The sequence below is a fragment of the Aliikangiella sp. G2MR2-5 genome (genome assembly GCF_015687155.1).
Classification (GTDB): Bacteria; Pseudomonadota; Gammaproteobacteria; order Enterobacterales; family Kangiellaceae; genus Aliikangiella.
On record NZ_JADPQF010000002.1, the window covers coordinates 604,544 to 630,658 of the forward strand.

At 41.9% G+C, this 26,115-nt stretch carries 21 protein-coding genes; 6 read left to right on the forward strand and 15 right to left on the reverse strand.

The genetic code is table 11. From position 1 onward, the window contains the following. Window positions 1-645: a fused MFS/spermidine synthase gene (locus IYN84_RS09945; protein WP_196139046.1), complete on the reverse strand. Its 645-nt coding sequence runs from the start codon at window positions 643-645 to the stop codon at window positions 1-3. Between the two features lie 149 nt (window positions 646-794). Here IYN84_RS09945 and IYN84_RS09950 point away from each other — a divergent pair, with 149 nt between their 5' ends. Together IYN84_RS09950 and IYN84_RS09955 are read left to right on the forward strand one after the other, a co-directional pair. After that, window positions 795-1,520: a YafY family protein gene (locus IYN84_RS09950; RefSeq protein WP_196139047.1), complete on the forward strand. Its 726-nt coding sequence runs from the start codon at window positions 795-797 to the stop codon at window positions 1,518-1,520. After that, window positions 1,495-2,256 carry an SDR family NAD(P)-dependent oxidoreductase gene (locus tag IYN84_RS09955; RefSeq protein WP_210330371.1) on the forward strand — a complete coding sequence of 254 codons (762 nt, stop codon included), beginning with the start codon at window positions 1,495-1,497 and terminating at the stop codon, window positions 2,254-2,256. The genes IYN84_RS09950 and IYN84_RS09955 overlap by 26 nt, the downstream gene beginning before the upstream one ends. 16 nt (window positions 2,257-2,272) lie before the next feature. Here IYN84_RS09955 and IYN84_RS09960 read toward each other — a convergent pair whose 3' ends face one another. Both IYN84_RS09960 and IYN84_RS09965 read right to left on the reverse strand, forming a co-directional pair. Continuing rightward, window positions 2,273-2,809: a hypothetical protein gene (locus IYN84_RS09960; protein ID WP_196139048.1), complete on the reverse strand. Its 537-nt coding sequence runs from the start codon at window positions 2,807-2,809 to the stop codon at window positions 2,273-2,275. A gap of 11 nt (window positions 2,810-2,820) precedes the next feature. Beyond that, a complete protein-coding gene (locus IYN84_RS09965; protein ID WP_196139049.1) occupies window positions 2,821-4,551 on the reverse strand; it encodes an OPT family oligopeptide transporter in 1,731 nt (576 codons plus the stop codon). 320 nt (window positions 4,552-4,871) lie between these two features. Between IYN84_RS09965 and IYN84_RS09970 the strand changes: the two genes are divergently transcribed. Next, window positions 4,872-6,290 (forward strand): hypothetical protein, encoded by a 1,419-nt coding sequence (locus tag IYN84_RS09970; RefSeq protein WP_196139050.1) that lies wholly within the window; start codon window positions 4,872-4,874, stop codon window positions 6,288-6,290. An 88-nt stretch (window positions 6,291-6,378) separates the two neighbouring features. On the opposite strand, the gene pntB is transcribed toward IYN84_RS09970, so the two are convergent. The 3 genes from pntB to IYN84_RS09985 all read right to left on the reverse strand — a co-directional run bounded on the left by pntB (window position 6,379) and on the right by IYN84_RS09985 (window position 10,610). Then, a complete protein-coding gene (pntB, locus tag IYN84_RS09975) occupies window positions 6,379-7,788 on the reverse strand; it encodes a Re/Si-specific NAD(P)(+) transhydrogenase subunit beta (protein WP_210330372.1) in 1,410 nt (469 codons plus the stop codon). 3 nt (window positions 7,789-7,791) lie between these two features. After that, a complete protein-coding gene (locus tag IYN84_RS09980; RefSeq protein ID WP_196139051.1) occupies window positions 7,792-9,327 on the reverse strand; it encodes a Re/Si-specific NAD(P)(+) transhydrogenase subunit alpha in 1,536 nt (511 codons plus the stop codon). Window positions 9,328-9,695: 368 nt separating this feature from the next. Continuing rightward, complete coding sequence (locus tag IYN84_RS09985) at window positions 9,696-10,610, reverse strand: diacylglycerol kinase family protein (RefSeq protein ID WP_196139052.1); 915 nt, start codon at window positions 10,608-10,610, stop codon at window positions 9,696-9,698. A 151-nt stretch (window positions 10,611-10,761) separates the two neighbouring features. On the opposite strand from IYN84_RS09985, the gene IYN84_RS09990 reads away from it, so the two are divergent. Then, complete coding sequence (locus IYN84_RS09990; protein WP_196139053.1) at window positions 10,762-11,493, forward strand: helix-turn-helix transcriptional regulator; 732 nt, start codon at window positions 10,762-10,764, stop codon at window positions 11,491-11,493. 11 nt (window positions 11,494-11,504) lie between these two features. Here the strand turns inward: IYN84_RS09990 and IYN84_RS09995 are convergent, their stop codons facing one another. Together IYN84_RS09995 and IYN84_RS10000 are read right to left on the reverse strand one after the other, a co-directional pair. Beyond that, window positions 11,505-12,293 (reverse strand): ROK family protein, encoded by a 789-nt coding sequence (locus tag IYN84_RS09995; RefSeq protein ID WP_196139054.1) that lies wholly within the window; start codon window positions 12,291-12,293, stop codon window positions 11,505-11,507. A 110-nt stretch (window positions 12,294-12,403) separates the two neighbouring features. Beyond that, on the reverse strand, window positions 12,404-15,136 hold the full coding sequence (locus IYN84_RS10000) for an EAL domain-containing protein (protein WP_196139055.1): 2,733 nt from the start codon (window positions 15,134-15,136) through the stop codon (window positions 12,404-12,406). A 281-nt stretch (window positions 15,137-15,417) separates the two neighbouring features. Here IYN84_RS10000 and IYN84_RS10005 point away from each other — a divergent pair, with 281 nt between their 5' ends. Beyond that, window positions 15,418-16,194, forward strand: coding sequence for a ferredoxin--NADP reductase (locus tag IYN84_RS10005; protein ID WP_196139056.1), 777 nt, complete (start codon window positions 15,418-15,420; stop codon window positions 16,192-16,194). On the opposite strand, the gene IYN84_RS10010 is transcribed toward IYN84_RS10005, so the two are convergent. Then, window positions 16,191-16,703 (reverse strand): hypothetical protein, encoded by a 513-nt coding sequence (locus tag IYN84_RS10010; protein ID WP_196139057.1) that lies wholly within the window; start codon window positions 16,701-16,703, stop codon window positions 16,191-16,193. The two genes, IYN84_RS10005 and IYN84_RS10010, sit on opposite strands and share 4 nt — an antisense overlap. Then, window positions 16,700-17,251 (reverse strand): heme-binding beta-barrel domain-containing protein, encoded by a 552-nt coding sequence (locus IYN84_RS10015; RefSeq protein ID WP_196139058.1) that lies wholly within the window; start codon window positions 17,249-17,251, stop codon window positions 16,700-16,702. The genes IYN84_RS10010 and IYN84_RS10015 overlap by 4 nt, the downstream gene beginning before the upstream one ends. Window positions 17,252-17,400: 149 nt before the next feature. Between IYN84_RS10015 and IYN84_RS21680 the strand changes: the two genes are divergently transcribed. Then, window positions 17,401-19,734 (forward strand): LemA family protein, encoded by a 2,334-nt coding sequence (locus tag IYN84_RS21680; RefSeq protein ID WP_196139059.1) that lies wholly within the window; start codon window positions 17,401-17,403, stop codon window positions 19,732-19,734. Between the two features lies 1 nt (window position 19,735). On the opposite strand, the gene IYN84_RS10025 is transcribed toward IYN84_RS21680, so the two are convergent. From IYN84_RS10025 to fdhD, 5 genes are all read right to left on the reverse strand, one after another. After that, complete coding sequence (locus tag IYN84_RS10025) at window positions 19,736-20,170, reverse strand: DUF4440 domain-containing protein (protein ID WP_196139060.1); 435 nt, start codon at window positions 20,168-20,170, stop codon at window positions 19,736-19,738. A 4-nt stretch (window positions 20,171-20,174) separates the two neighbouring features. After that, complete coding sequence (locus tag IYN84_RS10030) at window positions 20,175-20,516, reverse strand: hypothetical protein (protein ID WP_196139061.1); 342 nt, start codon at window positions 20,514-20,516, stop codon at window positions 20,175-20,177. Between the two features lie 83 nt (window positions 20,517-20,599). Continuing rightward, complete coding sequence (gene fdhF, locus IYN84_RS10035) at window positions 20,600-23,311, reverse strand: formate dehydrogenase subunit alpha (protein WP_196139062.1); 2,712 nt, start codon at window positions 23,309-23,311, stop codon at window positions 20,600-20,602. 22 nt (window positions 23,312-23,333) lie between these two features. Then, window positions 23,334-24,995 carry an NADH-ubiquinone oxidoreductase-F iron-sulfur binding region domain-containing protein gene (locus IYN84_RS10040; RefSeq protein ID WP_196139063.1) on the reverse strand — a complete coding sequence of 554 codons (1,662 nt, stop codon included), beginning with the start codon at window positions 24,993-24,995 and terminating at the stop codon, window positions 23,334-23,336. Window positions 24,996-25,128: 133 nt separating this feature from the next. After that, window positions 25,129-26,010 (reverse strand): formate dehydrogenase accessory sulfurtransferase FdhD, encoded by an 882-nt coding sequence (gene fdhD, locus IYN84_RS10045; RefSeq protein ID WP_196139064.1) that lies wholly within the window; start codon window positions 26,008-26,010, stop codon window positions 25,129-25,131. Window positions 26,011-26,115 lie beyond the last annotated feature (105 nt).

The window sequence follows — 26,115 nt, forward strand, 5'->3', positions numbered from 1 at the left end:
TTAAGATTCCGATTGTTGGTTTTCGAAAGCTGGCTCAATAGCTTGCTCGCGCTTTACCTCTAGGGCTGAAACAACTAGTGCCAGACATCCACACAAAAAAAGAATTGAAAATGTTAGCCACAATATCTGATTAACTTCGAGCCATAAAACCAGATAGAAAGAAGTTAAGATAGTTCCTATTGCACTTCCCAGAGTCGAGACAAAATACAAAAAGCCAGCGGTATGGCCGGAGGAATCTGCTGAAACGGTGAGAATTCTAACTGAGTAAGGAGCAATCATTCCCAAAATAATGCTGGGTACCAAAAACACAAAAGTCGCCGCAACAAGAGAACCATATCTTGGGTCTTCAATACGCTCAAAAACAAACTCAAACAGGTTTTCTGAGAAAAAAATCGAAGGTAGAAGCGCCAAACTTGCAACTAAGAAAATTCCACCAAATTTCTTAAGACTGGGTCGATATAGAGAAAACTTTCCGCCACTCAAATAGCCAAGCGAAAGGGCTAACATAAATACCGTTATGATACTGCCCCAAACATAAACGCTACTACCAAAAAAAGGGGCTAACATTCGCCCACCCAATAGCTCGAAACACATGATCGAGAAGCCAGCACAAAAGGCAAGCATGATAATTATTAATTTTCTCATTGAATACTCTTTCTTTTAACCAGCTCTAAAGATACCCATGATATTCATTCAGAGCAATAGCTATCGAACTAGTATCCTATATTCAAGCTTTTGTTCATCCACAACACCGGCTAGAATGTTCTACTTTCATTACTGTAATTAAAAAGCCTATGCGACGCGCTGACCGACTATTCCAGATAACTCAGATTCTGCGAAATAAACGCCTTGTTACTGCGGCACAGCTGGCTGAACGCCTGGAAGTCTCTGAAAGAACCATCTACCGCGATATCCAGGACTTAAGTTTGTCAGGAGTCCCCATAGAAAGTGAGGCTGGTGTCGGCTATATGCTCAGACACTCACTGGATATTCCTCCCATAATGTTTAACCCAGACGAACTGGAAGCGATTGTTTTGGGAGTAAAGATGATTACAGCCTGGAGCGGCAACAAGCTGGACAAGGCGGCGAAGTCGGCGTTGGAAAAAATTGAAGCAGTCGTCCCTCGGGAGCTCCAGTCTAATATAGAATCGAGCAAATTATTTGTTCCGACCTTTGCAATACCCAACTCACACAAAGATAACTTTGAAAAACTGCGTCAGGCAATTAACAAGAAATGTATTGTACTTATCACTTATCGCAAGCTAGACGATCAAGTTTCACAAAGAAAACTATGGCCACTGGGAATGTACTACTGGGGAAAAGTCTGGACGATGGTAGCCTGGTGCGAACTCAGGGAAGCATTTAGAGCATTCCGCGTTGATCGCATTGAATCATTGCAGGAAACCGGAAACAACTATCAAGAAATTGATGGCCGTTCGCTAGATGATTATATTGCAATCCAGAAAGCGCTCTATCAACAGCATAAAGAATGGGATGAAAATCAAAATTATGGACAATAGTCACAGTTCATCAGGCGATAGGCGCAAAGTCATTATTATCGGCGCCACTTCAGGAATAGGAGAAGCCTTAGCCCACCTTTACGCTAAGAGTGGCTATATGGTTGGTGTTACCGGACGACGTCTGGACAGACTCACTGCTTTTCAACACTTGCACCTCGGTAGAGCTTTTATTAACCAGATGGATCTCACCCATCCGCAACAAGCAATGATCCAGTTAGAGCATTTGATCGGACAAATGAATGGTGTAGACATTATTATTCTTAATGCAGGTACCGGTCGAATAAATCGAAAATTAGACTTTGCTATAGAAGCTCAAACTATCGAGGTTAACGTCACTGGTTTTACCGCTCTGGCCGACTTTGCTGCAAACTATTTTTTAAAACAGGGACATGGTCATTTAGTTGGTATTTCCTCTATTAATGCTTTAAGGGGTAGCAATGTCGCACCAGCTTATGCAGCTTCGAAAGCCTACATTTCCAGCTATTTGCAAGGCCTGAGGAAAAGATTTTCTCGTTCATCCAATAACATCTATGTAACCGATATTAAACCAGGTTTTGTCGAGACTGACATGGCGCAAGGGAATGGTTTGTTTTGGGTAGCACCTGTCGGCAAAGCAGCCAAGCAGATTAAAACAGCTATCGACAGAAAAAAAAGCAATTGCTATGTGACCAGACGATGGAGGCTAATCGCCTGGTTGTTAAAATTTCTTCCAGAATCAATTTATCATCGAATTTGAAAAGAAGTAACGTTTTTCAGCCCTTGTTTTTTATCTGGTCAAATATTTCCTGCGCTTCTACAAACTGTGCGTAAGCTTTCTCCAGGTAGGCTTTGACCTCATCCACATAACCATCTGTTGAAGCGGACCAAACACGATTAACATATCGCTCACCGGCGGCAAATGCGGACATTATATCTGCATAATTTTGTAAACCGAACAGGTGTCGCATTGACTCTCTCACCTCAGCAAAATTATCCAGATCTTCGCGAAACCGTATATCGATTTCAAATCTTGCTTCATAAGTTGGCAAGGACTCTTTCTGTTCAAAGAGGTCTTTCAGATTTGCGACAATATTGTGCAAGCTCTTATCCATAATTTTTAAATCATCGCCTAACTTATGATCTGCTTTGGCGGCTTTTTTGTGTTCGCTCTTTACCATCGCCAGTCCAACAGCACCAACAATTAGCCCTGGAAGAAAATAGGTCCAATTCACTTCAACAGGATCAAGTGATGATAAAAATGCACCACACAGAAAGCTTGCAGTAATGAGAATGTATCCTACTAGTTTCATGCCATTTACTCCTATAAGCCTTCAATAATTTTTACCACGGCAAAACCGACACCGACTAATGCTTCACCGACAATTAATCCCGCCGCAACAGGAATACCAATATCATGCGAAAAAGACTCAGGCATTTTCCAGTCACTTACCACCCGAATCAAGGTACCAATGGCGTAAGCAACAACAATACTAAAAGGCAAATAAAAACCCAGTCCAACAGTAATTCCCAGACCACCGGAAGTGGCACTTAGTAAAGCCCCCAGACCCGCACCTGCCAGATACTTCTCAATTGGAACATCGCCGCCTAGAATACCTTCAACCATTGAAGCTAGCGCCTGACCTTGTGGTGCAGGAAGCTCATCACTTCCCAGTCCGTAGGCTTCATGTAGAATAAAAATAAGCACCATGATTAGAATCGGCCCCAGCCACGCCCCCAAAAACTGCCCCATTTGTTGCTGCTTAGGGGTAGCTCCAACCAGATAGCCTGTTTTTAAATCCAGCATCAGATCCGTTGCCTGCGACATGGCCACACAACAGGCAGCCCCAACCATTACAGCAGCTACAATTGCGTCAGCTCTCCCCAGTCCACTTGCGATAAATATCAATATTGTCACAGCGATTAGTGTCATACCGCTTAAAGGCGACCAGTTAGTTCGCCCAATACATTCAGATAAAATGACACCGGCGATCCAGATCCAGAGAGTTCCGACAATCGCCATAGTCAGCCCGCGCATCCACCCCATTTGTTCAGTGGATTGAATAGCCATAATGATTAACAAAATCACTGCACCGATAACCGCTGCATAAAGCAGCTTAATTGGCATTTCATCGCGTGACAGAGATGCTCCTGATTTAGCCGCACTTTGCATTGAACGAATCGCACTGATGATTAGTGGCAACGCCATGATTATCCCGGTAACCGCGCCGCCGATAAGCATACCTATCCCTGTCGGACGGAAAAGACTAACTCTAAGAGCGTTGGGATCAGTCACTACTGAACCATCAGAAGTGGTGGGTAGCAAATCAAAACCAGAAAGCATTGGCGCCAAAAACCAGTAACAAACAAAACCGCCAATGATAAAAGCAACGCCGCCTTTACCGGCAATATAGCCAACCCCGATAGTGAGTAATGATACGTAGATAATCCCATTCATATACTCTGGCATATTAAGCGCTGCACCAAAATTATAGTTATCATCTCCCATGTAGGCTTTAACAACAAAATGAATTAACCCACTAAAAACCGCAGCTCCAATCAGTAATTGGGCTTTGCGAATTCCGGCACCGGGAGATTTCAAAATTGTCGCAACCGCAACGCCACCTGGATAGGTGAGTCGTTCGTAGTCAATCATTTGTTTACGCAAAGGAATAATAAATGCAATCCCGAGAAAAGCTCCGGCGATACAGCCAAATACCATCAGATAAGGATCAAAGTTAGGTTGACCGAGGATAAACAAAGCTGGCACGGAAAACATCATACCGCTGGATGCGCCATTGACCGCACTAGCGATTGTTTGCGTGACGTTATTTTCAATAATGGAATTTCTACGCATCAGACCGCGTAAAATTCCAAAACCCAAAATGGCGGCCAGCTCAGAACCTTCAATGGAAAAACCCAGTTTTAATGAGGCGTAACCAATACTTAACGCCAAAATTGAGCCCAACAGATAACCGACAAATACAGCTGGATATGAAAGCTCCGGATAAGGGCCGTGCCGAAGTATGCCATGGGATGATTGAGTATCAGACAAAGGGAACTCCTGATTTTTTCGAATTATTGTATGGATACAGGCTAGAGAAATTGGGTTTGAAGGTCTTATTTCAAACTTATTCGGTAAGCATAACAGAGAAAACAGAACCTCTCTATCTTTGCCAATTCAGGAAAGCAATTCATATCTGTGGACTTATGATAAGTACCAGAAAAATACCTAATTAAACACGTTATATAAACAAGTAAATACTACCAAGAAGAAATATTGCAAAGGGAGAATAAAGGTTTTAGTATCCTTGCGTCTAATAAAACAGCAAATATCTGACATATTTATTTAGTCTATTTATAGGGATTGAAATAATGAAATATATAGCGACTGGACTTTCCAGCCTCTTTCTGGGGTTAACAATTGCTTGCGGAGGAGGCTCATCCTCTCCGGAACCGGAAGATGACAATACAACACCACCGCCTCCGCCGGCATTTAGCTTTAAAGCTTTGCAAGAGAACAATTGCGGTCAGGTATCTCCTTTAGAAGGCGTTGAATTTCTTATTTATAACGAATCGCCAAATAGTAATCCTTCTACTGGTTACACTCGTTTAACATCTGACGCAGAGGGAAAAATTGAGCTAGACGTCGAAGAGTCCAGCCTGGTTTCTTTTACTCTTAATGCTACCGATGCGAACAATAATATTCGAAGTTATAGCTTTACTGAGCTTAAAGCTGATGATTACAACATGATTGTTTTGTCTTCGGGAGATGCTTTCACTAACGACTCTTGCACTTGTGATTCTTTCGAGTTAGAAGGAACAGTTTCTGGCGATAACTATATCGCAGAAATAAGGAGTGCCGGGCTAGAAGCCGGCCTGAATATCAACGGTGGCTATTACTCAACATCTGGAAATACGATTGATTTCACCGATTCCCAGCTTTGCAATGATGACTTTTCTGCCCAGCCACTTATAGCGACAGCAGAGCTTGAAGGTTATGACGACAGAGTAATTTATGGCGTAGATTCTCAGCCATCGATTGATACAGCAGGTCCGAATTCGATTCTTCTCGATCAAGTCAGTTTGTCTGCAAGCAAGCCAGATATCGGAACAGCATATACTTTGACTCATTCGTTGTACTTTAATGAACAAAGCTATCTATATGGTAGCCATAGTGCGAGCGAGAATACTTATTTTCCATTTTCTGACTTGATGCCCGACTACCACTTCTTTCAGAAATATGTCGAAATTCAAGGAACCTTCAATAACGGTACAATTGCTGAAATCTACGCGACTCGACAAAGAGCTTCACGACAGCAATCCAGCAATGCTGAATCAATGGGAGACATGGCAACAGGAAGCTATATCGACGTTAATGTAGCTGATGATACAGGCCTGGTAACTTGGCAAACGGATAGTACAACGCCATTTAATATGGCTTTGGTTAGTCGAATATATGTTAGCGGCTCTCAAACCATCAGGCATTATATCTACACGTCTGTTGGAACAAGTGTACAGATACCACCGAATACCGCTGATATCGAATCAATGATGGCTGACGGAGAACTTCGTTTAAGCTATCTGGCTTTATTAGTTAATGATGTAAACTCTGACTTCAGCAGTTATATCAACGCAAGACGATTTGTAGATACCAATGGAAATTCCTTCGGAAGGGTTAGTGAGAAGTCTATCTATAGTTACTATTCACCGATTACTCAACTCAATAACCAAAAAAGTACTGACAACAAAGCTCAAATTAGAGACATGATTCGCCAGGAAGTTGATCTCTAATCCAGTCATGCGAAAAAAAAACGGTAAAGGAATGTCCTTTACCGTTTTTGTTTTAGCCTGATTTCTCAATAAGTCAGTTGCCAGCGCATTATATTGCTCTAGCAATCGCCTCAACACTATCCTTGGCATCTCCAAATAACATACTCGAGTTATCTTTAAAGAAGAGTGGATTCTGTACGCCAGCATAACCTGGATTCATCGAACGTTTAAAGCAAACCACATGTCTTGCATTCCATACTTCCAATACCGGCATCCCTGCAATCGGAGAGTTGGGATCTTCGGCGGCTGAAGGATTGACCGTATCATTCGCGCCAATCACCAACACTACGTCAGTATCATCAAAGTCATCATTGATTTCATCCATCTCGAGAACTATATCATAAGGAACTTTGGCTTCAGCCAATAATACATTCATATGACCGGGCAATCTTCCAGCAACAGGATGAATGCCGAAACGAACATTAACGCCTTTATCTCTGAGTTTCTTAGTAATGTCATAAACCGGATACTGAGCTTGAGCTACCGCCATACCATAACCAGGAGTGATAATCACAGACTTGGCATTTTTCAGCATTTCAGCAACTTCTTCAGCGGAAGTTTCCACATAGTCGCCATAATCCTGATCGCTACTGATAGTTACTTCCTGGCCAAAGCCGCCTGCAATAACGCTGATAAACGAACGATTCATCGCACGACACATGATATAACTCAAAATGGCACCCGATGAGCCAACCAGAGCGCCGGTAACAATCAACAGATCATTCCCAAGCATAAAGCCTGCAGCAGCGGCCGCCCATCCCGAATAAGAGTTGAGCATGGAAACCACCACCGGCATATCGGCACCACCGATAGATGCGACCAAATGCCAGCCAAATATCAACGCAATCACCGTCATCACAATGAGAGAGGTCATATGACCTTCCTGCTGCACGAAGTAAACCATCAAAGCGAAGCTGACAATGCCAGCTAGCAAATTCATTTTGTGCCGATGTGGCAACATCAGAGGAGAACTGGAAATCATGCCGCGCAGCTTCCCAAAAGCAACTACAGAGCCGGTAAAAGTAACCGCACCGATAAATACCCCAAGAAAAACTTCGACCAGATGAATACTTTTCATCATGCCAGCTAATTCGCCATGTTCCAAAAAGCTGTTGTAGCCAACTGCAACCGCAGCCAGACCAACGAAACTGTGCAACATAGCAACCAGCTCGGGCATCTGGGTCATTTCCACTTTTACCGCAAAACGAACACCTATAGCACCTCCTATTGCCATGGCTATGATCAGGTACTGCAAGTTAGTCACTTGTGGACTTAATATGGTAGCTGTCAGAGCAATCAGCATTCCGATAATTCCGTACCAGACACCGTGTTCGGCTGACTCCTGTTTACTTAGCCCGGCGAGACTAAAAATGAAAAGAATCGCAGCAACAAAATAAGCTGCATTAAAAAGAGCCATGTTATTACCTTGCCCCAAAACATCATTGAGTAAATTTTCCATGGCCTAGTCCTCCTTCCGGAACATCTTTAGCATCCGCTTGGTAACAACAAAGCCACCAACCACATTGATAAAGGCTATCAATACCGCGAACACTGCGATCCACATGACCAGAGGTGTCGTACTTGAAATTTGTAGTATGGCACCGACGACAATAATGCCGCTAATGGCATTTGTTACACTCATCAATGGGGTATGTAATGCGTGAGTCACATTCCAAACCACATAGTATCCAATAATGCAGGCCAGGATAAACACGGTAAAGTGCTGCATAAAATCTGGTGGTGCAACCGAAGCTAGCCAAACGTAGAAACTTGCTCCTATCAGCATTGTTATGCTCTTTCCCATACCAGAAGCAGATTTCTCTTCTTTTTTTGCTACCGGTGTAGGAGCCTCTTTCTTGGGAGCTGGAGCAGCACTCACTTTTACAGGAGGCGGTGGCCAGGTAATCTCTCCTTGTTTGGTAACCGTCACATTACGAATCACTTCATCATCAAAATTAAGTTCGATTTGCCCATTTTTTTGTGGTGTTAGCAACTTGAGAAGATTCAGCAAATTATTGGCATAAAGTTGTGATGACTGGGTCGGCAAGCGCGCCGGCATGTCGGAATAGCCGATGATAGTGACGCCATCGACTTCCACCGCCTTTCCTTCTTCAGTGAGCTCACAATTACCTCCGCCGAGCGCTGCCAAATCAACAATCACACTCCCTCGCTTCATTGAACGAACCATATCTTCAGTGATCAGCTTAGGAGCTGGTTTACCCGGAATCATGGCAGTAGTAATAATAATATCGACATCTTTCGCTTGCTCCGCAAAAAGTGCCATTTCCGCTTCAATAAATTCTTTGCTCATGACTTTGGCGTAACCATCACCACTGCCAGCTTCCTCTTCAAAGTCAAGCTCCAGAAACTCAGCTCCCATGCTTTCAATCTGCTCTTTAACTTCGGGTCGAGTATCAAACGCGCGCACAATCGCCCCCAAACTTCCAGCTGTACCAATGGCGGCTAACCCTGCGACTCCAGCCCCTATGATAAGTACTTTGGCTGGTGGTACTTTCCCCGCGGCAGTAATCTGACCGGTAAAGAAACTACCGAAACAATGGGATGCTTCCACGACCGCTCGATATCCTGCAATGTTTGCCATAGAGCTGAGAGCATCCATTGATTGTGCTCTGGAAATACGTGGTACTGAATCCATCGCCAACACATTAATTTTTCTATTCGCCAGCTTCTTCATTAACTCCTCATTTTGCGCCGGCCAGAAAAAGCCAATCAGAGTGGCTCCTTCTTTCATTTTTTCAACTTCGCCGTCACTTGGCGGATTAACCTTTAACAAGATATCTGATTGCCAGGCAGATTCTGCACTAGAAACTATCGCCCCGGCTTCTTCATACATTGAATCGGAAAAACTTGCCTTGTCTCCGGCACCAGATTCAACGGTGACAGAAAAATTGAGTTTTATCAGTTGACTGATACTGGATGGTGACGCTGCAACTCTCGACTCGTTGGCAACGCTTTCTTTGACAACACCTATTTGCATATTGATAGCCCTACATGGTTATGAGTCAACATTCTGTTTAAGCTCGAAAGCCTGGAAAGCAGATATTGATCCTGAGGACCTAAGAACCACAGTTCGGGGCATAAAAATAGTGCTGATGAATTCCCCAAAAAATAATAGGTCCAGAAGTTTACGCCGCCTTACTTACCGACTTGATTCAAAAGTAATGGACGGCACCAACGGCCTTTATTTTTTTTAATTGCCAACCGTACTAGTAGAGAACAGAGTACCTAAGGATTCCCTACAAAGACGGTTAGAAAGACCGTACTACTGGATTGGTTGTTCTATTTTCAATGTACGACTTATAATGCTAAAAATCAAATCGACTTTAGTTCATTGACTAATTAATCTCAATTGGATTGATACTCATCATCCGGCCATAAAAACTCGATATCTCGATGGAGACATTCAAAACTGACTGGCGTACTTCCCATTACTTCGCCATCGGGAATTAATTTACCAGGCCTCTCTTCAGTTACCCTTATCTTTTTTCCCTGAATGTATTCAATTTCCGGGTAGTTAATGTGGGAACCGTCATAAATACTGGTAAACAACCTGAGTAATTTAAGTCTTGAAATATTGTTTAGTAAGACCAGATCTAGAAGTCCATCATCTAGCTTCGCTTTCGGAGCCATCAGAAAAGTCGTTCCGGTAAAGCGAGAATTAGCCACCTCAACAAAAACACCATCACGCTTTAAAGTCTTGCCATCCACTTCAATTTCGTAACGCTGGCTTTTTAATCCGATCAATTTCTTTAAGGTTGCAGCGGTATAGGCTCCATTTCCCATCCACTTTAATGGTGTTGCAGCTTCAGCTACATCTGTCACAAATCCCATCCCAACTATATTGAGAAAATAATGAACTTCTCCTTGCGTCTCGAAGCGTCCTACATCCAATGCCCGCGTTTTAGCCCTTACAATTGTGTCTATTGCTTTTTTCCAGTCGGACTTGTGAAGCCCCAAATCTTTCATAAAAGCATTACCCGTACCGTTCGGTATCAACCCAATTGGCGGTTTACGGTTTCTTTCATTACGATAATATCCATTAATGACTTCGAACAAGGTTCCATCTCCACCGGAAGCAATAAGTGCATCGTATTGTGATAAATCGGTTGTGGCTACCAGCTCTGTTGCATGCCCTGCCCTTTCGGTTAACAGTATTTCGGTTATCAGGCCACTGCCAGCAAGATAGGACTCTACCTCGGGGAGCAATGCTTTAGCCCGGCCATTACCTGCTTGAGGATTATATACCAATAAAATTTTCATTAATTGTTAGCCAATCATTCCGCTCATTTATTTGCAACCTGTCACTCTAATCAGCATCGCCTCATAAGTCAAAGTTGTTTGTGGCGACAACCCTCTGCTAGTGGTATTCTGCAAAAGTGGACGCTTTCAAATACTGCCGGAGCAATTCAAAATGGAACAGACTACACTGTTTTTGCAAACGCTTAAAACCTGCCTTAAAAATAAAGGGCTTACCTATGCTGACGTTGCGAAGCACCTGGACCTAAGTGAGGCTAGCGTTAAACGAATATTTTCTGAAGAAAATATTTCACTGCAACGACTTGATCAAGTTTGTCAAATGATGAATATGGAACTTTGTGATCTGGCCAAAATTGCAGAACAACAACAAAACCAGATCCAGGAACTCACCGAAGAGCAAGAAGCCGAGTTTGTCAAGCAACCCAAGTTGCTTTTTATGGCTTATATGCTACTTAATGATTTTGACTTTAATACGATCAAGACTTACTACAATATCGATGAACACGAGGGTGTACAGCTGCTTGCCCATCTCGACCGAATTAAGTTTATCGATCTATTGCCAGGAAATCGGGTCAAACTGTTAACTTCCAGAAATTTTCGCTGGCGAAAAAATGGCGCTATTGAAAAGTTATTTAATAAAACCATCCGAAAAGAATTTTTCCAATCTCGCTTCTCAAAAAGTGATGAGTGTATGAAATTTGGTTCAGGTATGCTATCACGCTCCAGTATATTGATGATGCATCAGAAAATCGAGAAATTGATTGCCGACTTTAATGAGCTCGCCAAAAAAGATTCCAATCTCCCCCACAATGAACGAATGGGTGTTAGTCTTGTCGGTGCAATTCGTCCCTGGGAGTTCAGCCTTTTTGCTCAATTTAGAAAATAGGTGTCATATATTTAACGCTTGTCTTCTACAGAAATAGCGCTAACGAGCCCTCGGACAACAATGGAGTGCATTTCCGGCTCCAGCTCGAGACGGCAACTTTCATATGATGGACCAAGCGTCATTTTCTTTGCCGCAGTAAAACATGCTTGTTGATATTCACTCTCGTTGAACAAGCCGCCAGCAAAAACGATTCGTCCAGGATTAAAACAGTTAATTACCCAGGAAACAGCCATCCCAAGATTTTCCCCCGCCTGTTTCAAATCAAGATCGCGATTACTTCTTAATCCTTTGCCGCTAGCGACATCAGTCAATCTGGTCAGGGAGTTATCAATATAACTCTGACAACTACCCAGTTCACCACTAAATCCGTTCTGGCCACGAAAAACCTGACCATCAATCGCTATACCCATTCCAATCCCTGTACCAGCCATAATCAAAATTTCAACTCCTCGTTCCTGCTGAATAATTCCATGAGTGCCCGCCTCAACATCGTTGAGAGCTAATAAAAGACGACCATTGTCTGACAAATTACTCAAATCAAAATCATTAAATTTAGGCAGTACGTTACTCAGTAGGCAGCGTTTACCGTCAAGTAAACCGGGAAAAGCGACCGCAATTGGATAGTTATGCAGATGATATTCCTTTTCAACCTGCTTCAAAATGGACGATAAATTATGGGGAGAAAAATCAATTCCAGTTTCAAACTTCATATCAATACACTGCTCGTCAATGCAAACGCGTACCAGAAGTTTAGTTCCTCCAAGGTCACAGGTAATCAGGTTTGAAAGGTCATTGTTCATATCATTACCAGAATAAAGTTCACTCGTTTTGCTTATCAATTTTCATTCGAACTTTCCCTGGTTCTTAAATTTTAATAGTCAGACAAAAACAATCCTTTCTTGCTAATTTGTCAATTTGTCTCGTGCTCCCAATAAAGCTTGGCAAAGCTCTCTGCATCCAGCGGTTCACTGATATAGTAGCCTTGAATAAAATCACATCCCTGACGTGCAAGCTCGTGCATAGTATTTTCATTCTCAACTCCTTCAGCCACCACTTGCATTCCAAGACTGTGAGCCAAATTAATTGTTGATTGAGCGATAATTCTATCCGCACTGTCTTCAGTCAACCTCGAAATAAAGGAACGATCGATTTTTAAAATGTCTAAAGGTAGTTTTTTAATATAGGTCAGCGAAGAGTAACCTGTTCCATAATCATCCAGCGAACACTTAATCCCTCTCGCTTTAAAAGCTTTTAGTTGCGCCTGAGCTTCATCGGCATTACTCATCAATGCAGTTTCAGTAAACTCAAATTCAAATTCGCCAGGAGATACATCGTACTCTCCAAGCAGAGAATCTAATTGAAAGATGAAATTGGTATCGGCTAGATTACGAGTTGAAAGATTTATCGCTACATTAATTTCTATTCCTTCTTTCTTCCAGCGTTGTATCTGAGCCATTGCATTTTTCATAACCCAGAATGTCAACGGATGGATAAGTTGTGTTAGTTCAACCAGCGGAATAAATCGTGCAGGAGGAATTAAACCATACTTTTGATGCTGCCACCTGACTAAAGCTTCGCAACCGATAATTCTTCTGGTTGCCAAATCAAATTTAGGCTGGTAGTGTAAAACCAGATCATCATTTCGAATTGCTTCAGCCATTTCTGCCATGATAACAAAGCGCTGATCAGTATCGGCATCAAGCTCATGGGTATACTCTGTAATTCCTCCTCCTGAGTTTTTGGCATGATACATTGCCAGCTCTGCGCAGCGTAACATTTCCGCAGGCGTTCTTTGATCGCCCAAACTGGTAACTACTCCGATACTGGAACTAATCTCCAAATTTAATCCATCGACAACAAATGGCTCGGCAATTGCAATATCGATCATCTCACCAATAGCTCCAATTTCTTCTGGATGTACTTTATATCCAGCGAGAACACAGAACTCGTCACCACCTAATCTGTATATTTTTGCTTGCTCATCGTTAATCGCAGCTTTAATTCTCGGTCCGATTAACTGTAACAACTTATCGCCGATCTGATGATCCAGGGTATCATTAATTTCCTTAAATCGATCCAGATCTACTAAAACCAGCCCCCAGAAATGTTCTGACTTTCGACTTGCTGAAATCATAGTTGCACAATCATCATTGAGTGCATTTCGATTAGGCAAGCGAGTTAAGTTATCATAGGTCGCGAGAGTTTCCATTAATTCAAACTGTCTGGCATTACTCAGCGCAAGCGAAATACTGGTTCCGATAGTTTGATAAAACTCCAATTCATCCTGTCTAAAATCGGACTCGTAGCGAAACCCTATTGTTACTCCGCCCAAGGCCTTATCGGCATAAATTAACGGAATTACTATTCCGCTTTTGACTCCTTCATGAACAATGAGTTTGCGTATATCCTCATTAATGCGAGTGTCGTGCTCCGCCTGTCTGAACACTTCCAGTTTTCGATTGCGAACTGCGGTCGATGTCGGCGAATCTACTTGTCCTAAAGGAAAAATTCGTCTGGCGTTAACCGTTCTTTGATCCGCACCTGAAGATGCAATAATCTCTAACTCCTGCCCTCTTACAACAGAAAAGAAAACCAGCGCACCGTCGTTAATAACACGTAATAGTGAAACAATTTCCTGTGCAATATGCCTCACGCTGTGCCCTTCGTGTAACTTCTCAACCAGTGTATTAATTAGACTAAGCTGGGAGTTTTTTCTGGCCAGACGTCCTTGCGAGCGCAGCAAGTTTCTTTCGACACTTTGTTGCTCGGTCATGTCCAGCCCAACTCCGACAATAACAGATTTTCCCTCGTATTCAGCAATCTGGACGGTAGCTAGCAAAGGTACAACTTCTCCCGCGTGAGTAATTCCATTAAGATAAACAGTTCCTTCTCCATCGTTAAACACATTTTCAAGTTCAAGTTTTAACCTTTTCCTGTCACTTTCATGTACAGCACCAAATATATCCTTGTTCTTCATTTTGTCAGTGCTATAACCAAATTTTGAACTAAAATAACGATTCCAACGTAGAAATTGACCTTCCCGGTCAATCATAAACATTAATGCAGGGACAGAGTCCAGCTGCGCCTGATTGATCAGTACTTCATCTTCCAAATGTCGGGTAATTGACTGACGCTCTAACTCAGCAGCAACTCTAAAGGCAAATACTTGAAAGATACTGGTCAACAAAGTGGCATTATTAATTTCCTGGGTGGATATTCCGTTCAAAACACCGATAGGCTTTCCTTTTGAGTCTCTAAGCACGACTCCTATATAGGATTCAGCCTCCATTTTGGACAGGTCCTTGTCCTCTGGAAAGTTCTCTTGAACACTATTGGTAATACAACACACACCACTTTTTATCGACGCATCACACGGTGTTCCTGCGAGAGAGTAGGAAAAGTTGTTTTGCGCTTTCTTGCCTGCAAAAACCGCCAGGGTTTTAATGTTAAGCTTGTCTTCACTTTCAAAGATACCAATACTGGAATAATCCAGCTTCAGAATCTCACAAAAGTTCTCAACCAAAGCATGTAAAAATTTTTCTCCAAGGCGTCCGCTCAATGCAGCCAATAACTTTTTCAGCACTTGCTCAAACTTTTGGTGCTGAATGTTTTGGAAGGATTCTGAGGTATTTGCTTGCTGCATATTACGATTCTACTTTAAACCTTTACTGTCGAAAACCATTACCTGCAGCTCGCAAGCAGAATTAGCATATTAGAATTAAGTACTTATAACGGTATTACTCTGGGCTAAGTGTAACTATAGACCAATAGACAAGGGTTTGGCGAGATGACAACATGGCTCTCAAAGCGCTTTATAGATTTAAGTCAATAACCTTACAATTAATAATGCTAATGCAATATTAATTGACTTTTAGTAATATTTAAATAAGAATATTTCTCAATTGATGTTGCAAATGAAAAACTATGGCCAAAATCGCGATCGAGAATGTAATTAGCGTTCACCACTGGAATGAAAAGCTTTTTAGTTTTAAAACTACGCGAGATCAAAGCTTACGCTTCCGCAATGGAGAGTTCGTGATGGTTGGTCTTCCTGGAGACAGCAAACCTGTTTTAAGAGCCTATAGCATTGCTAGCGCCAATCACGAAGAATACCTTGAATTTTTTAGTATCAAAGTACCCAATGGAAAACTAACTTCAAGGCTTCAGTTTATAAAACCCGGAGATGAAATATTTGTAAGCCGCAAACCCACAGGTACGCTGGTAACCGATGACCTGCGACCCGGTAAACATTTATATTTGCTCGCTACAGGCACCGGACTAGCGCCGTTTTTAAGCATTATCTACGATCCTGAAGTCTATTCTCGCTTCGATAAGATTGTACTTTTCCATGGCGTACGCAATATCGATGATCTTGCTTATCGCAATCTCCTGGAAAATCAATTGTCAGCTCACCCTTATCTTGGTGAATTAGCCAAGGACAAGCTAATCTACTACCCATCTGTCACCAGAGAAAAATTTATCAATCAGGGAAGAATCACTGACTTAATTACTTCTGGACAATTAGCTAGCGATATAGGCCTCCCCCAACTCAATCCACAAACAGATCGCGTAATGATTTGTGGTAGTCCAGGCATGCTGGAAGATACTCGTAAACTCCTCAACCAAATGGGCTTTGAGATTAGTCCACATATGGGTGTTCAAGGAGACTATGTGATAGAGCGAGCTTTCGCTGAATGCTAAAATGAAGGCTTCTTACCTGAATTAGAATTAACCGGTTTCAATATCAGATCTTTGTCTACAGAATCATTCGCGTCAAGTTTATGCTGAGCAACTTCATAGGCCTCTAGTAAATTTTTTGCTCTCGTTTTTTCTGCTTCGGTTGGAATTTTGTAACCTCTTGGATAATCCCAACCATATCCCCAACGAAAACTCGTTGGCCAAAAAGGAGAGCCACCGACTCTGACTCCTGCTAACATCAGTTTTGCAATCTGCTTTTCACCTACTTGTTCAACACATTGTTTTAGTTCCTCATCCGCTTTTTTTCGCTGCTGATAACTACCTCCAAGCCAGTAGGCTTTATCATGGGCAACGCAGCACTCAAGCCAGAGCTTTCTATGTTTGATTGTTCCGTCAGGAAACGAAGAACAGCCATCACTGGTAAAGGGTTTTAGATTACTTTTTTCATTAGCATTTGCTAAAGAACAATGCACAAGCAGGAATAGAACTGAAACTATATTTATTGTCTTCACATTATTTTCTTTAGTGTGTGTTTATCGGTATGCTCAAATTCTCTATCGTATATATCTAAAGTCATTGATTGACGGTAAGTTAGGCTATCTCCTTCCACCGACATCTCAAAAAGGTAAGAACGCGTCTTCGCGTTTTCCTGCATAAACATAGACTCAGATATACCTGTTTCGTGATCCGCTTTGAGAGAGCAAATCATCTTTTCCGATGAAAAATTCAGCTCTCCTGAAGCGACAATGGCAATTCCGCGAGGAATGCTAAAAGACTTTATCAACTGCCTGTTTTCACTGTCCCAGGAATAATAACCACTTTCCTGGTGAATCAATTTTTCATCATCTATTCGATGCACTGTTTGCCTATATTCAACAACAACCAACTCTTGTGTCTCAGCATTATCTAGGTCTCCTGCACGGCGAAAAGTCAAAATTTCACGGTAGTTGTTGATCTCCTTACCATCTTCTTCTGGAGAAACATCAATCCCGCTGCAACCTTGCCACTCGCCAACAAGACAGGCTAATGGACCATAATCAATCTGCTCTAGACTAGTCATTTTACTCCGCCATCGATATTTTGTAGTGTTGTGGATGATAGTGCTAAGGAAGTAAACAATAAATTATATTCAAACTTGTACTTCAAGCTAGAATATTTAACTATAACACAGGTTAACTTAAGATTTTACAAAGGTAAATGGACTAGCTAGTGGAAATTATTAAACGTCTTGCATCCGGTATTATTGCTGTCGCTATGGCTATCGCAGGCTGGTACCTTAGCGGAAATGGCTTTGCACAGATAAAACACCTGCAACAAGTAGAGCGTCTGCCAAAAACTTTGATTACCACAACTTTACCGGGTGAAGCCAAACTCGAAGTAGAAGTTTCAAAAAGTCAGAATACCATTTCCAGTGAGCATTTCAGAGTGCCGAGTGTTTATTATCGTGTTGAATATGAAATTCAAAAAACCGACTCAGAAGGAAAACGATATTGGGATACCCAGTACATTCATGAAAAGTCGATAGACTTTCTAGCAAAGGATACTAGCGGTTCCATTATGATAAAGGCTAACAGTCAGGCGGATCAAAAGCTCAAATTTTCCCTGCCGTTAAGTAATCGCCAAACCTATGGAAATGAGCGCTATTCAGAATGGAGGATTGAGCCTGGTGATACACTATTTATTCTTGGCTATTTAAATAAAACCAATGAAAATCACTATCTAAATTTTCCTGAGCAAGGACAATACATTCCACTGATATCAAAATTTACTGAAGAAGAAGAAAGATCTGACATAGGAATCGCACTAATTTTGCAAATTTGTGGCGGCATTACCTTAATTGCATTAGCTGCTTTTTTTATCAATGTAGCATTATCAAATCATCGAATCATTGCATTTTTAGTGATCTTGACCTTTGCAGTACTAATACCAATCACACATTTTGGCGTCACGACTTTATATGAAGACATTGTCAATGCGGGGCAACAGCTGGAGAAAAAACAGGAAGCAACAATAATACGCATCAGTAAACTTCTCGGTTATCAAAGTTCGACACTATTACCCTCTGATATTCAAGCATTTCTATCAAGATCACCGCTCGATGTTTCATCAGAAGTCGAGCAGCAGATTAATCACCTGCTGGTTAATCATGGCTATGAGCAACGACATTTTATTAAGCAGTTGAAAAGCTTTCCTAGCAATATCATTGCCTGGTTTTATTCTGTCGAAATTAGTCCAATCGAACCTTATCTCAACGATAACCAAAGACGCCTATTGGAAGCGAAATATTTGGCATCGAAAAGCACGACTACCATTGGAATAATGCCTTATATCGTAGGAATCTTAGGCTTGATAATAAGCGCTGTTCTCACCTGGTTGGCTTTTCGGCTGATAAGACTAAAACGTCATATCGAAAATATTCCAACGTCTAAATCTTCAGGTTTGATGATAGGACTTTCCGAATTGAAAGGACGGGTAAAACCTATCTCTGAGTCTAATCACCTAACCAGCCCCTTAACCTCCAGTCGTTGCGTCTGGTTCCACTACATTGTCGAAGAGCGACGTGGAAGCGGAAAAAATGCTAAGTGGGTGACCATTGAAGATAGAGAGGAAGCTATACCCTTCAAATGTAAAGACGCCTGGGGCGAAGTTAAAGTAAATCCGAAAGATGCCGAACTGATTAGCAAGCATCATTCCTCAAGAAGAAATGGAAGACTAAGATATAGAGAGAAAGTCATTCGTCTGGAAGATAAAATTTATCTGCTCGGTGAAGCAAGAATTGATCATGAAAAAGGGGACCAGTTAGAGATTCGAGGAAATAATAAAAACACACCTTTTTTGATAACAAACCTGACGGAAAGGGCGATAATGATGCGCAAGGCTCATTTTGGAATGGGAACCCTGACGATCGCGTTCAGCTCACTGTTGTTCAGTTGTCTGTTTTATTTGGGAATTAATGGTAGTTTTTCTCCACTGGATTATTTTATCTCTGCCGCCATAGCACCAATTTATATGTCATTTATAATACTGACACTCCACTACAACGACCTTGTATTTTTGAAACAAAGGGTAACTCGTAATCGCTCCAACATCGATGTATCTCTTCAAAAACGTGCTCACCTTATTCCAAACCTTGAGAAAATAATTAAGAAATATTTGAGTCATGAGAGAGCTTTACTCGAGAAAATTGTTAAGCTCAGAAAAGATAGAAAACGCCCAGAATCGATATTGGAAATCGATCAGAGAGTCTCTCAGGAACAACCAGTGTTTGCCAATATTTTAGCGCTTGCAGAAAATACTCCAGAGCTTAAGGCGAATAAACTCAATATAAAACTAATGAATCAACTTGTCGATTTGGAAAATGAAATATCCTTAACGCGAGAATCATTTAATGATGCGGTAACCTATTACAATACAAGAATTTCTTCGATTCCGGATGTGATACTGGCAAGGATTTTTCGGTTTTTACCGATATCTCTTTTACGTTTTGAGCCCCAAAAACTTAAGCGATTTGAATTGAAATTTGACAAAGAATCGGACAAATAAGCTAACTTGAATGGTCAATGACTATTTTCCATTGACCATTGATTTTTTTCCAATAGAGAGTAAAGAAACCTTGTGGGCTATCATTTTCTCTTTTCAGCATCCATTTACCGAGAACAAAAGCAGTCGTATTCTCGACATCAACATCGAGAATCGTAAACTTTAGTTTCCCCATAAACTCTTTAGTCGGATAAGATTTTTGATAATTTTCAAGGGTTGTTTTCCATCCCTTTTTAATGCCATTCTTCCCAATAAACTGAAGTTTGTCAGATTGCCAGTATCCCTTCATAAATCCGACCAGGTCACCATGATTCCATGCCCTTTCCTGATCTAACATAATTTGACGGATTAATTTGGATTCTTGCAATTCATCAGCAAAGCAACTTGGTAATACAAAAACCAACAAGAGGAAGATAATACAGATTTTTGAAATTTTCATTTTTTTAGTCTATTGAAAGCTTATTTAACTTGTATTCCTGGATAATTTTTTCAGCTAATAGCAATAGCGGTGAGGATGACTCCGGATCTGCCGATTGGGATAATCTTACTTCAATTATTTTTTCTCGCTTCTTAGAATCATCGAACAGTAAAAATAGCGAATTATCCTGATCATCCTCAAAAACACCACAACCAGCAAACAGGTCGAGGTATCTAAATTCTCCGGAATTTACAAACGGTGCTAACGCGTCAAAAATTTGGTCGGTTAATCTAATATGATAAGAAAAAAGTGACCACCCATCTTGAGGTATCAGCCTGAAATTTTTAAATTCACTAACATTTTTCAAATGAACAACACCAATATTTTGTTCGTTAATCTATACCTTCCATATAAAGCAGCTATTCGAAGCAATTAGCTACTTAGAATTACCTAAGCTGCCTCGAAATCAACAGCTACGACCTTATATTCAGGACATAGGGTTTCAAGATCACACTCATCACTAGTAATTTTGTTTACCATGAGCTCTGGAAAATGAAATGTAGTAAATAATACTCCGGGCTTAACTTTTTCACTGATCATAGCTTTTAAGTTAACTTCACCTCGAGTTGAAAATAACCTGACCACGGATTGGTCACTGATGCTTTTCTTCATTGCATCTTGAGGATTAATTAGTAAGAGATCTTCACCAACGATATCCTTATTACCCGTTCGCCGAGTCATAGTTCCACAGTTATAGTGCTCAAGAATTCTGGATGTCGTTAAAATAAATGGAAAACTTTCGGCATGATTCTCAAGCTCTTTTGACTCTTCAAAATCAAAGTAATAAAATTTCCCAAGTCCGCGCTTAAAAGTTTCGGTATGTAATATCTGAGTGTCGGTACCATCTGCCTGTACTGGCCACTGCTTGCCCTGCTCTCCAAGTTCAAGCCAGCGAATGCCTTCAAAAAATGGCACGATCTGAGAAATTTCTTCAAGCATGGTTTCTGGATCATAATCTGCTTGTGAATAGCCCAGACGATTCATCATATCGACAATTATTTGACCATCAACCTTGCTACCGGCAATCGGTTTAACAGCAGCTCTCACTGCCTGGACGCGTCGCTCGCCATTAGTGAAAGTACCGGATTTTTCCAAAAATGAAGTGCCGGGCAATACCACATCGGCCAACTTAGCAGTCTCACTCATAAATATTTCCTGAACCACCAGAAAGTCTAGATTTTCAAGACTTTGTACGACATGTTTTGTATTAGGATCAGTTTGAGCGACATCTTCTCCCATAATCCACATAGCTTTGAGTGTTCCTGCTTGAGCAGCATTAAACATTTGGGGAATTTTCAATCCTGCTTCAGATGGAACCGGCACACCATATTTTTCTGAGTAATACTTTTGCCATTTCGGATCATCTACCGGCATATAACCTGCTCCCTGATGAGGCTGACATCCCATATCAGCAGCACCCTGCACATTATTTTGCCCGCGTAATGGATTAACCCCAACCCCTTCTCGTCCAATATTACCAGTCATCATTGCGAGATCAGCGATACACATGACAGTTCTTGAGCCTTGTGAGTGTTCTGTTACACCGAGCCCATGAAAGCTCATCGCTCCGCGAGCAGACGCATAAGCTATAGCAGCTTCTCTAACTAGTTCACGCTTGACGCCAGAAATACTTTCCATATGGTCGATATCAAGGGAAAGAATGGATTTTTTATAGTCACTCCAGCTCTCAGTGCGAGTATCAACAAAAGTTTGATCGACCAGTCCAGCCTCAATAATGTAATAGGCCATCATATTGAGTACAGCTACATTAGTTCCCGGTCTTAACTGTAAATGATAGGTCGCATATCTTGCGACTTCTGTTTTAACCGGATCGATGACAATTGATGGCATTCCTTTCATTAATTTTTGTTTAATTTTGGCGCCAGTAACGGGGTGTGCGGATGTCGGATTGGCACCAATAACCATAATGAAGTCAGTTTTATCAAGATCGGCGATTGAATTTGTTGCTGCACCAGTACCAAAACTCTGTTGCATTCCATGAGCAGTTGGGGAGTGACAAACACGGGCACAGCAATCAATATTATTGGTACCGATTACCGCGCGCATTAATTTTTGCATCAAATAATTCTCTTCATTTGGACATCTTGAAGATGAAATACCGGCAATCGCATCAGGACCGAAATCATTCTTGATCTGAGTTAATTTAGTCACAATGAGATCATAAGCTTCGTCCCAGCTAGCTTCAACAAATTCTCCCTGCTTCTTAATAAGCGGGCGGGTTAATCGATCAGGATGATTATAAAATCGCCAGGCGTATCGACCTTTCAGGCAAGTGTGCCCTGAATTAACTTCGGCATTATTTGGAGCAGTAATTGACAAAATTTCATTGTTCTTTACGGCAACTTCAAGATTACAGCCTACGCCACAATAAGAGCAAATGGTTCGAACTTTCTCGCTTGTCTGGTTCGATTTACTCTGGAAAACATCACTTATCGCGGCTGTTGGACAGGTCTGCGCACAAGCTCCGCAGGAAACACAAGCCGAGTCATCGAATGAAAAATCTGCACCTTTTATAATTTTGCTGTCAAACCCTCGCCCCTGAATACCTAGCACAAACTCTCCCTGAATTTCATCGCAGGCTCTGACGCAGCGATAGCAATTAATACACTTTGACAAATCGCTACGCATATAAGGGTGAGAAAGATCTTTTTCATAGTGACTATGGTCAGCCGCATTCTTATAGCGTACTTCACGAATACCCACCTCTGCGGCAACATCCTGTAATTCACAGTTACCATTCGACTCGCACGTCAGGCAATCCAGCGGGTGATCGGTTAATACCAGCTCGACGATGTTTTTTCTGAGTTTTTGCACCGAAGACGACTGGGTTTGAATATGCATACCTTCAGCGATTGGCGTGTGACACGACGCCATAGTTTTACTTGGACCATCGGCCTGCAATGCGACATCGACCGAACAAACTCGGCAAGCACCGAAGGCGTCCAGCCGTGAATCATCACATAATGTTGGAATTCTGATCCGGTTGCGATTGGCAAACTGTAATATGGTTTCACCCGCTTCTATTTGATAAGGGTGGCCGTCGATAAATGCGATTTTATTTAATTGCGGATTATTGGTCATGGTTCTAATTCAGTAGCGATTGCTACGCCTCCACCACAGGTATACGAGTGATCGAACCTGGTTCAAATAGCTCAGTCATTTCATCGAAAAAATATTCCAGTGCATTTTTTACCGGCAGCGGAACGCCACCACCTAATGCGCATAAGGAACCTTTTTCCATGGTTTCCAAAAGATCATCAAGTAAAACTCGATCGAGTTTGTTAGTGCCATTCAATGCATCTCTAAACATTTCTTTACCGCGGGTAGCCCCCAGGCGGCACGGGAAACATTTTCCACAAGATTCTGCGGCAGTAAAATCAAACAAATGCAAGATATATTCGGCAATGTTTTGCGTTTGTGGAATTCCGATAATACTGGCGTGTCCCAGCAGGAAACCGTTTTCACTGAAAGATTCAAAATCGAGTGTCAGCTTTTCAAAGTGGCTCGCCGGAACCAGTCCACCTAAAGGCCCGCCAATATGTAACGCTTTTACCGGTTTAACAAAGCCACCAGCCTTTTCAATAACAGCACTAAGAGACTCTCCCATGGCCACTTCGTAAATTCCAGGCTTGCTAAAACTACTGTCCAGTGAAAGTAATTTGGAACCGGTCGAACGTCCATTGCCGAGTGCATTAAACGCAGCGGCTGAATTTTCCAGAATCCAGTGAATGGCAGCGAATGTTTCAACATTATTTAAAATAGTCGGTTTTCCAAAAAGTCCTTTGACTGTCGGAAAAGGCGGCCGCACCGAAACCATGGGCCTTTGTCCTTCAATCGAGCGCAATAATGCGGTTTCCTCACCACAAATATAAGCACCGGCCCCACGAATAATTTTAAATTGAAACTCAAAATTTAATGCCTTATCCAATTCCAGCTTTTCGAAGTCTTCAATCGCTTGCTGAATTTGTTCAACCGATTGCGGATACTCATCACGGATATAAAGGACGCCCCAATGGGCTCCAGCAAGATAGCCCGCGGTCAACATACCAAATAGAACTGCATGGGGTCTTTGTTCCATCAGATATCGGTCTGAGAATGCTCCAGGATCACCTTCATCGGCATTACACACAATATATTTTTCAGCGGATGTTTCATTGGCGCAGGACTGCCACTTAACCCCCGTAGGAAATCCAGCGCCACCTCTACCTCGTAGTCCAGAGTCGATAATTTGTTGAAGCAAGTTTTCTTTGGAGTGCGCTTGACTCAACTTGACCAGAAGCTGGTAGTAATCGTCAACACTAGCTATCGATTCTGTCAGCAAAGGTTTATCCAACAGGCAATCAACAAGATAGTTCTCCATCGAATTTTTTCGTTCTGAGAGAATACCTGAAAGAGATTGGATATCATCGCCTGAATAGTTGATGCCATCGAGCTGAAAAGCAGCATTTTCATGGCAGCGCCCCAAACAGGTGACGTGTCCAACTTCGCTGCTGCCAAATTCATTTTCCAGAGCTTGTCGTACACTATCCTGAGATCCGGCACAGAGGCAGGAAGAACCATTACAGACGTAAGCTTTTTTACCGGCATTTTCTCCCTGAATAAAATCATAGGCCGTTGAAGGACCATAAACGCTGGACTCGCCGACTTTAAAGTTTTTAGCAATTTCCTTCAGTCGCACCGGCTCGCCTTTTGCCTGCACAATAGCTTCGAAAAGGTTGTCTTCCAGCCCTTTACGGGCAGAAAGTTTGGATAGATTTTCTGACATCTCGTTTTGTCCTGATTGGGCAAAATTTTCATTGCCCTGTGTTTAACTTTTATTTTAGTTATTCAAATTTTAAATCTATCGATAATAGCGAGTATCGATTATCAAGATCTGTCGAATCTTGTTTTACTTCCCTTTACTCAGACTTCATACCGACCTCTACTTTTTGTCGATGAGAAGTATAGAGGTTGAACTGCTTATCCTTTGCAAACCCAACCAGTACCATATCAAACTGATTAGCTGCCTGTATTGCCAGATTGCTGGGCGCGCCCAATGCAACTATGGTTGAAAACCCGGCCATCACCGCTTTTTGTACCAGTTCAAAGCCGATTCTACCGGACAATACCAGGATACCCGATTGCAGCAGATCGTTTTGCAACAATTCAAAACCAATCAGCTTGTCGAGCGCATTGTGTCTGCCAACATCTTCAAAAAACGGCGAGTCATCAATCTCTAAGCAGCCATTCTTTTCATAAACCAGACCTGCGGCATGAACCCCGCCAGTATCAGAAAAAAGTGGTTGCCTGGCCAACAGGGATTTTAGCTCTCTAACCAGGTCAACACTGAGCAATGTCGCAACAGGCTTCATTGCTCTTGATTGCTTTAATTCTAGCGCTTGCAAGCTTGTTTTACCACAAAGACCGCAGCCGGAATAACTGGTCAAACGTCGAGATATTTTGGGTATATCGAGCGTCACTTTGTCGTCAATAGCCGCCTCAATCAGATTACCTTTCTGCTCAACTTCCAGTTCAGCTTTCAGTTCTGGTGTTGACAATCTCAGGATATCTTCAGCGTGCCGGATGACGCCTTCCGAAAATAGTAGTCCGTAAACCAGCTCAGTATCATGTCCCGGTGTGCGCATGGTCAGGCTGAAAACCTCTGAATTACCCTGATGAGACAAGCTAATCTGCAAAGGTTCTTCAACCCCCACCTTGTCCCTGCTTAAATTGATCCCGGAATTATCCACTCGAAATCGGTTAAGCACCGCTTGCTGGCCAAGTTTTCCATCAAAAGTCATTATTGGTTACTTCAATTGATTCAACTAGTTAGCTTCTATCATACGCTAAATAAGTGATAAAAGTGGAATAGAAAGACTAGTGCACCGTTAAGTTTCAACAATTCA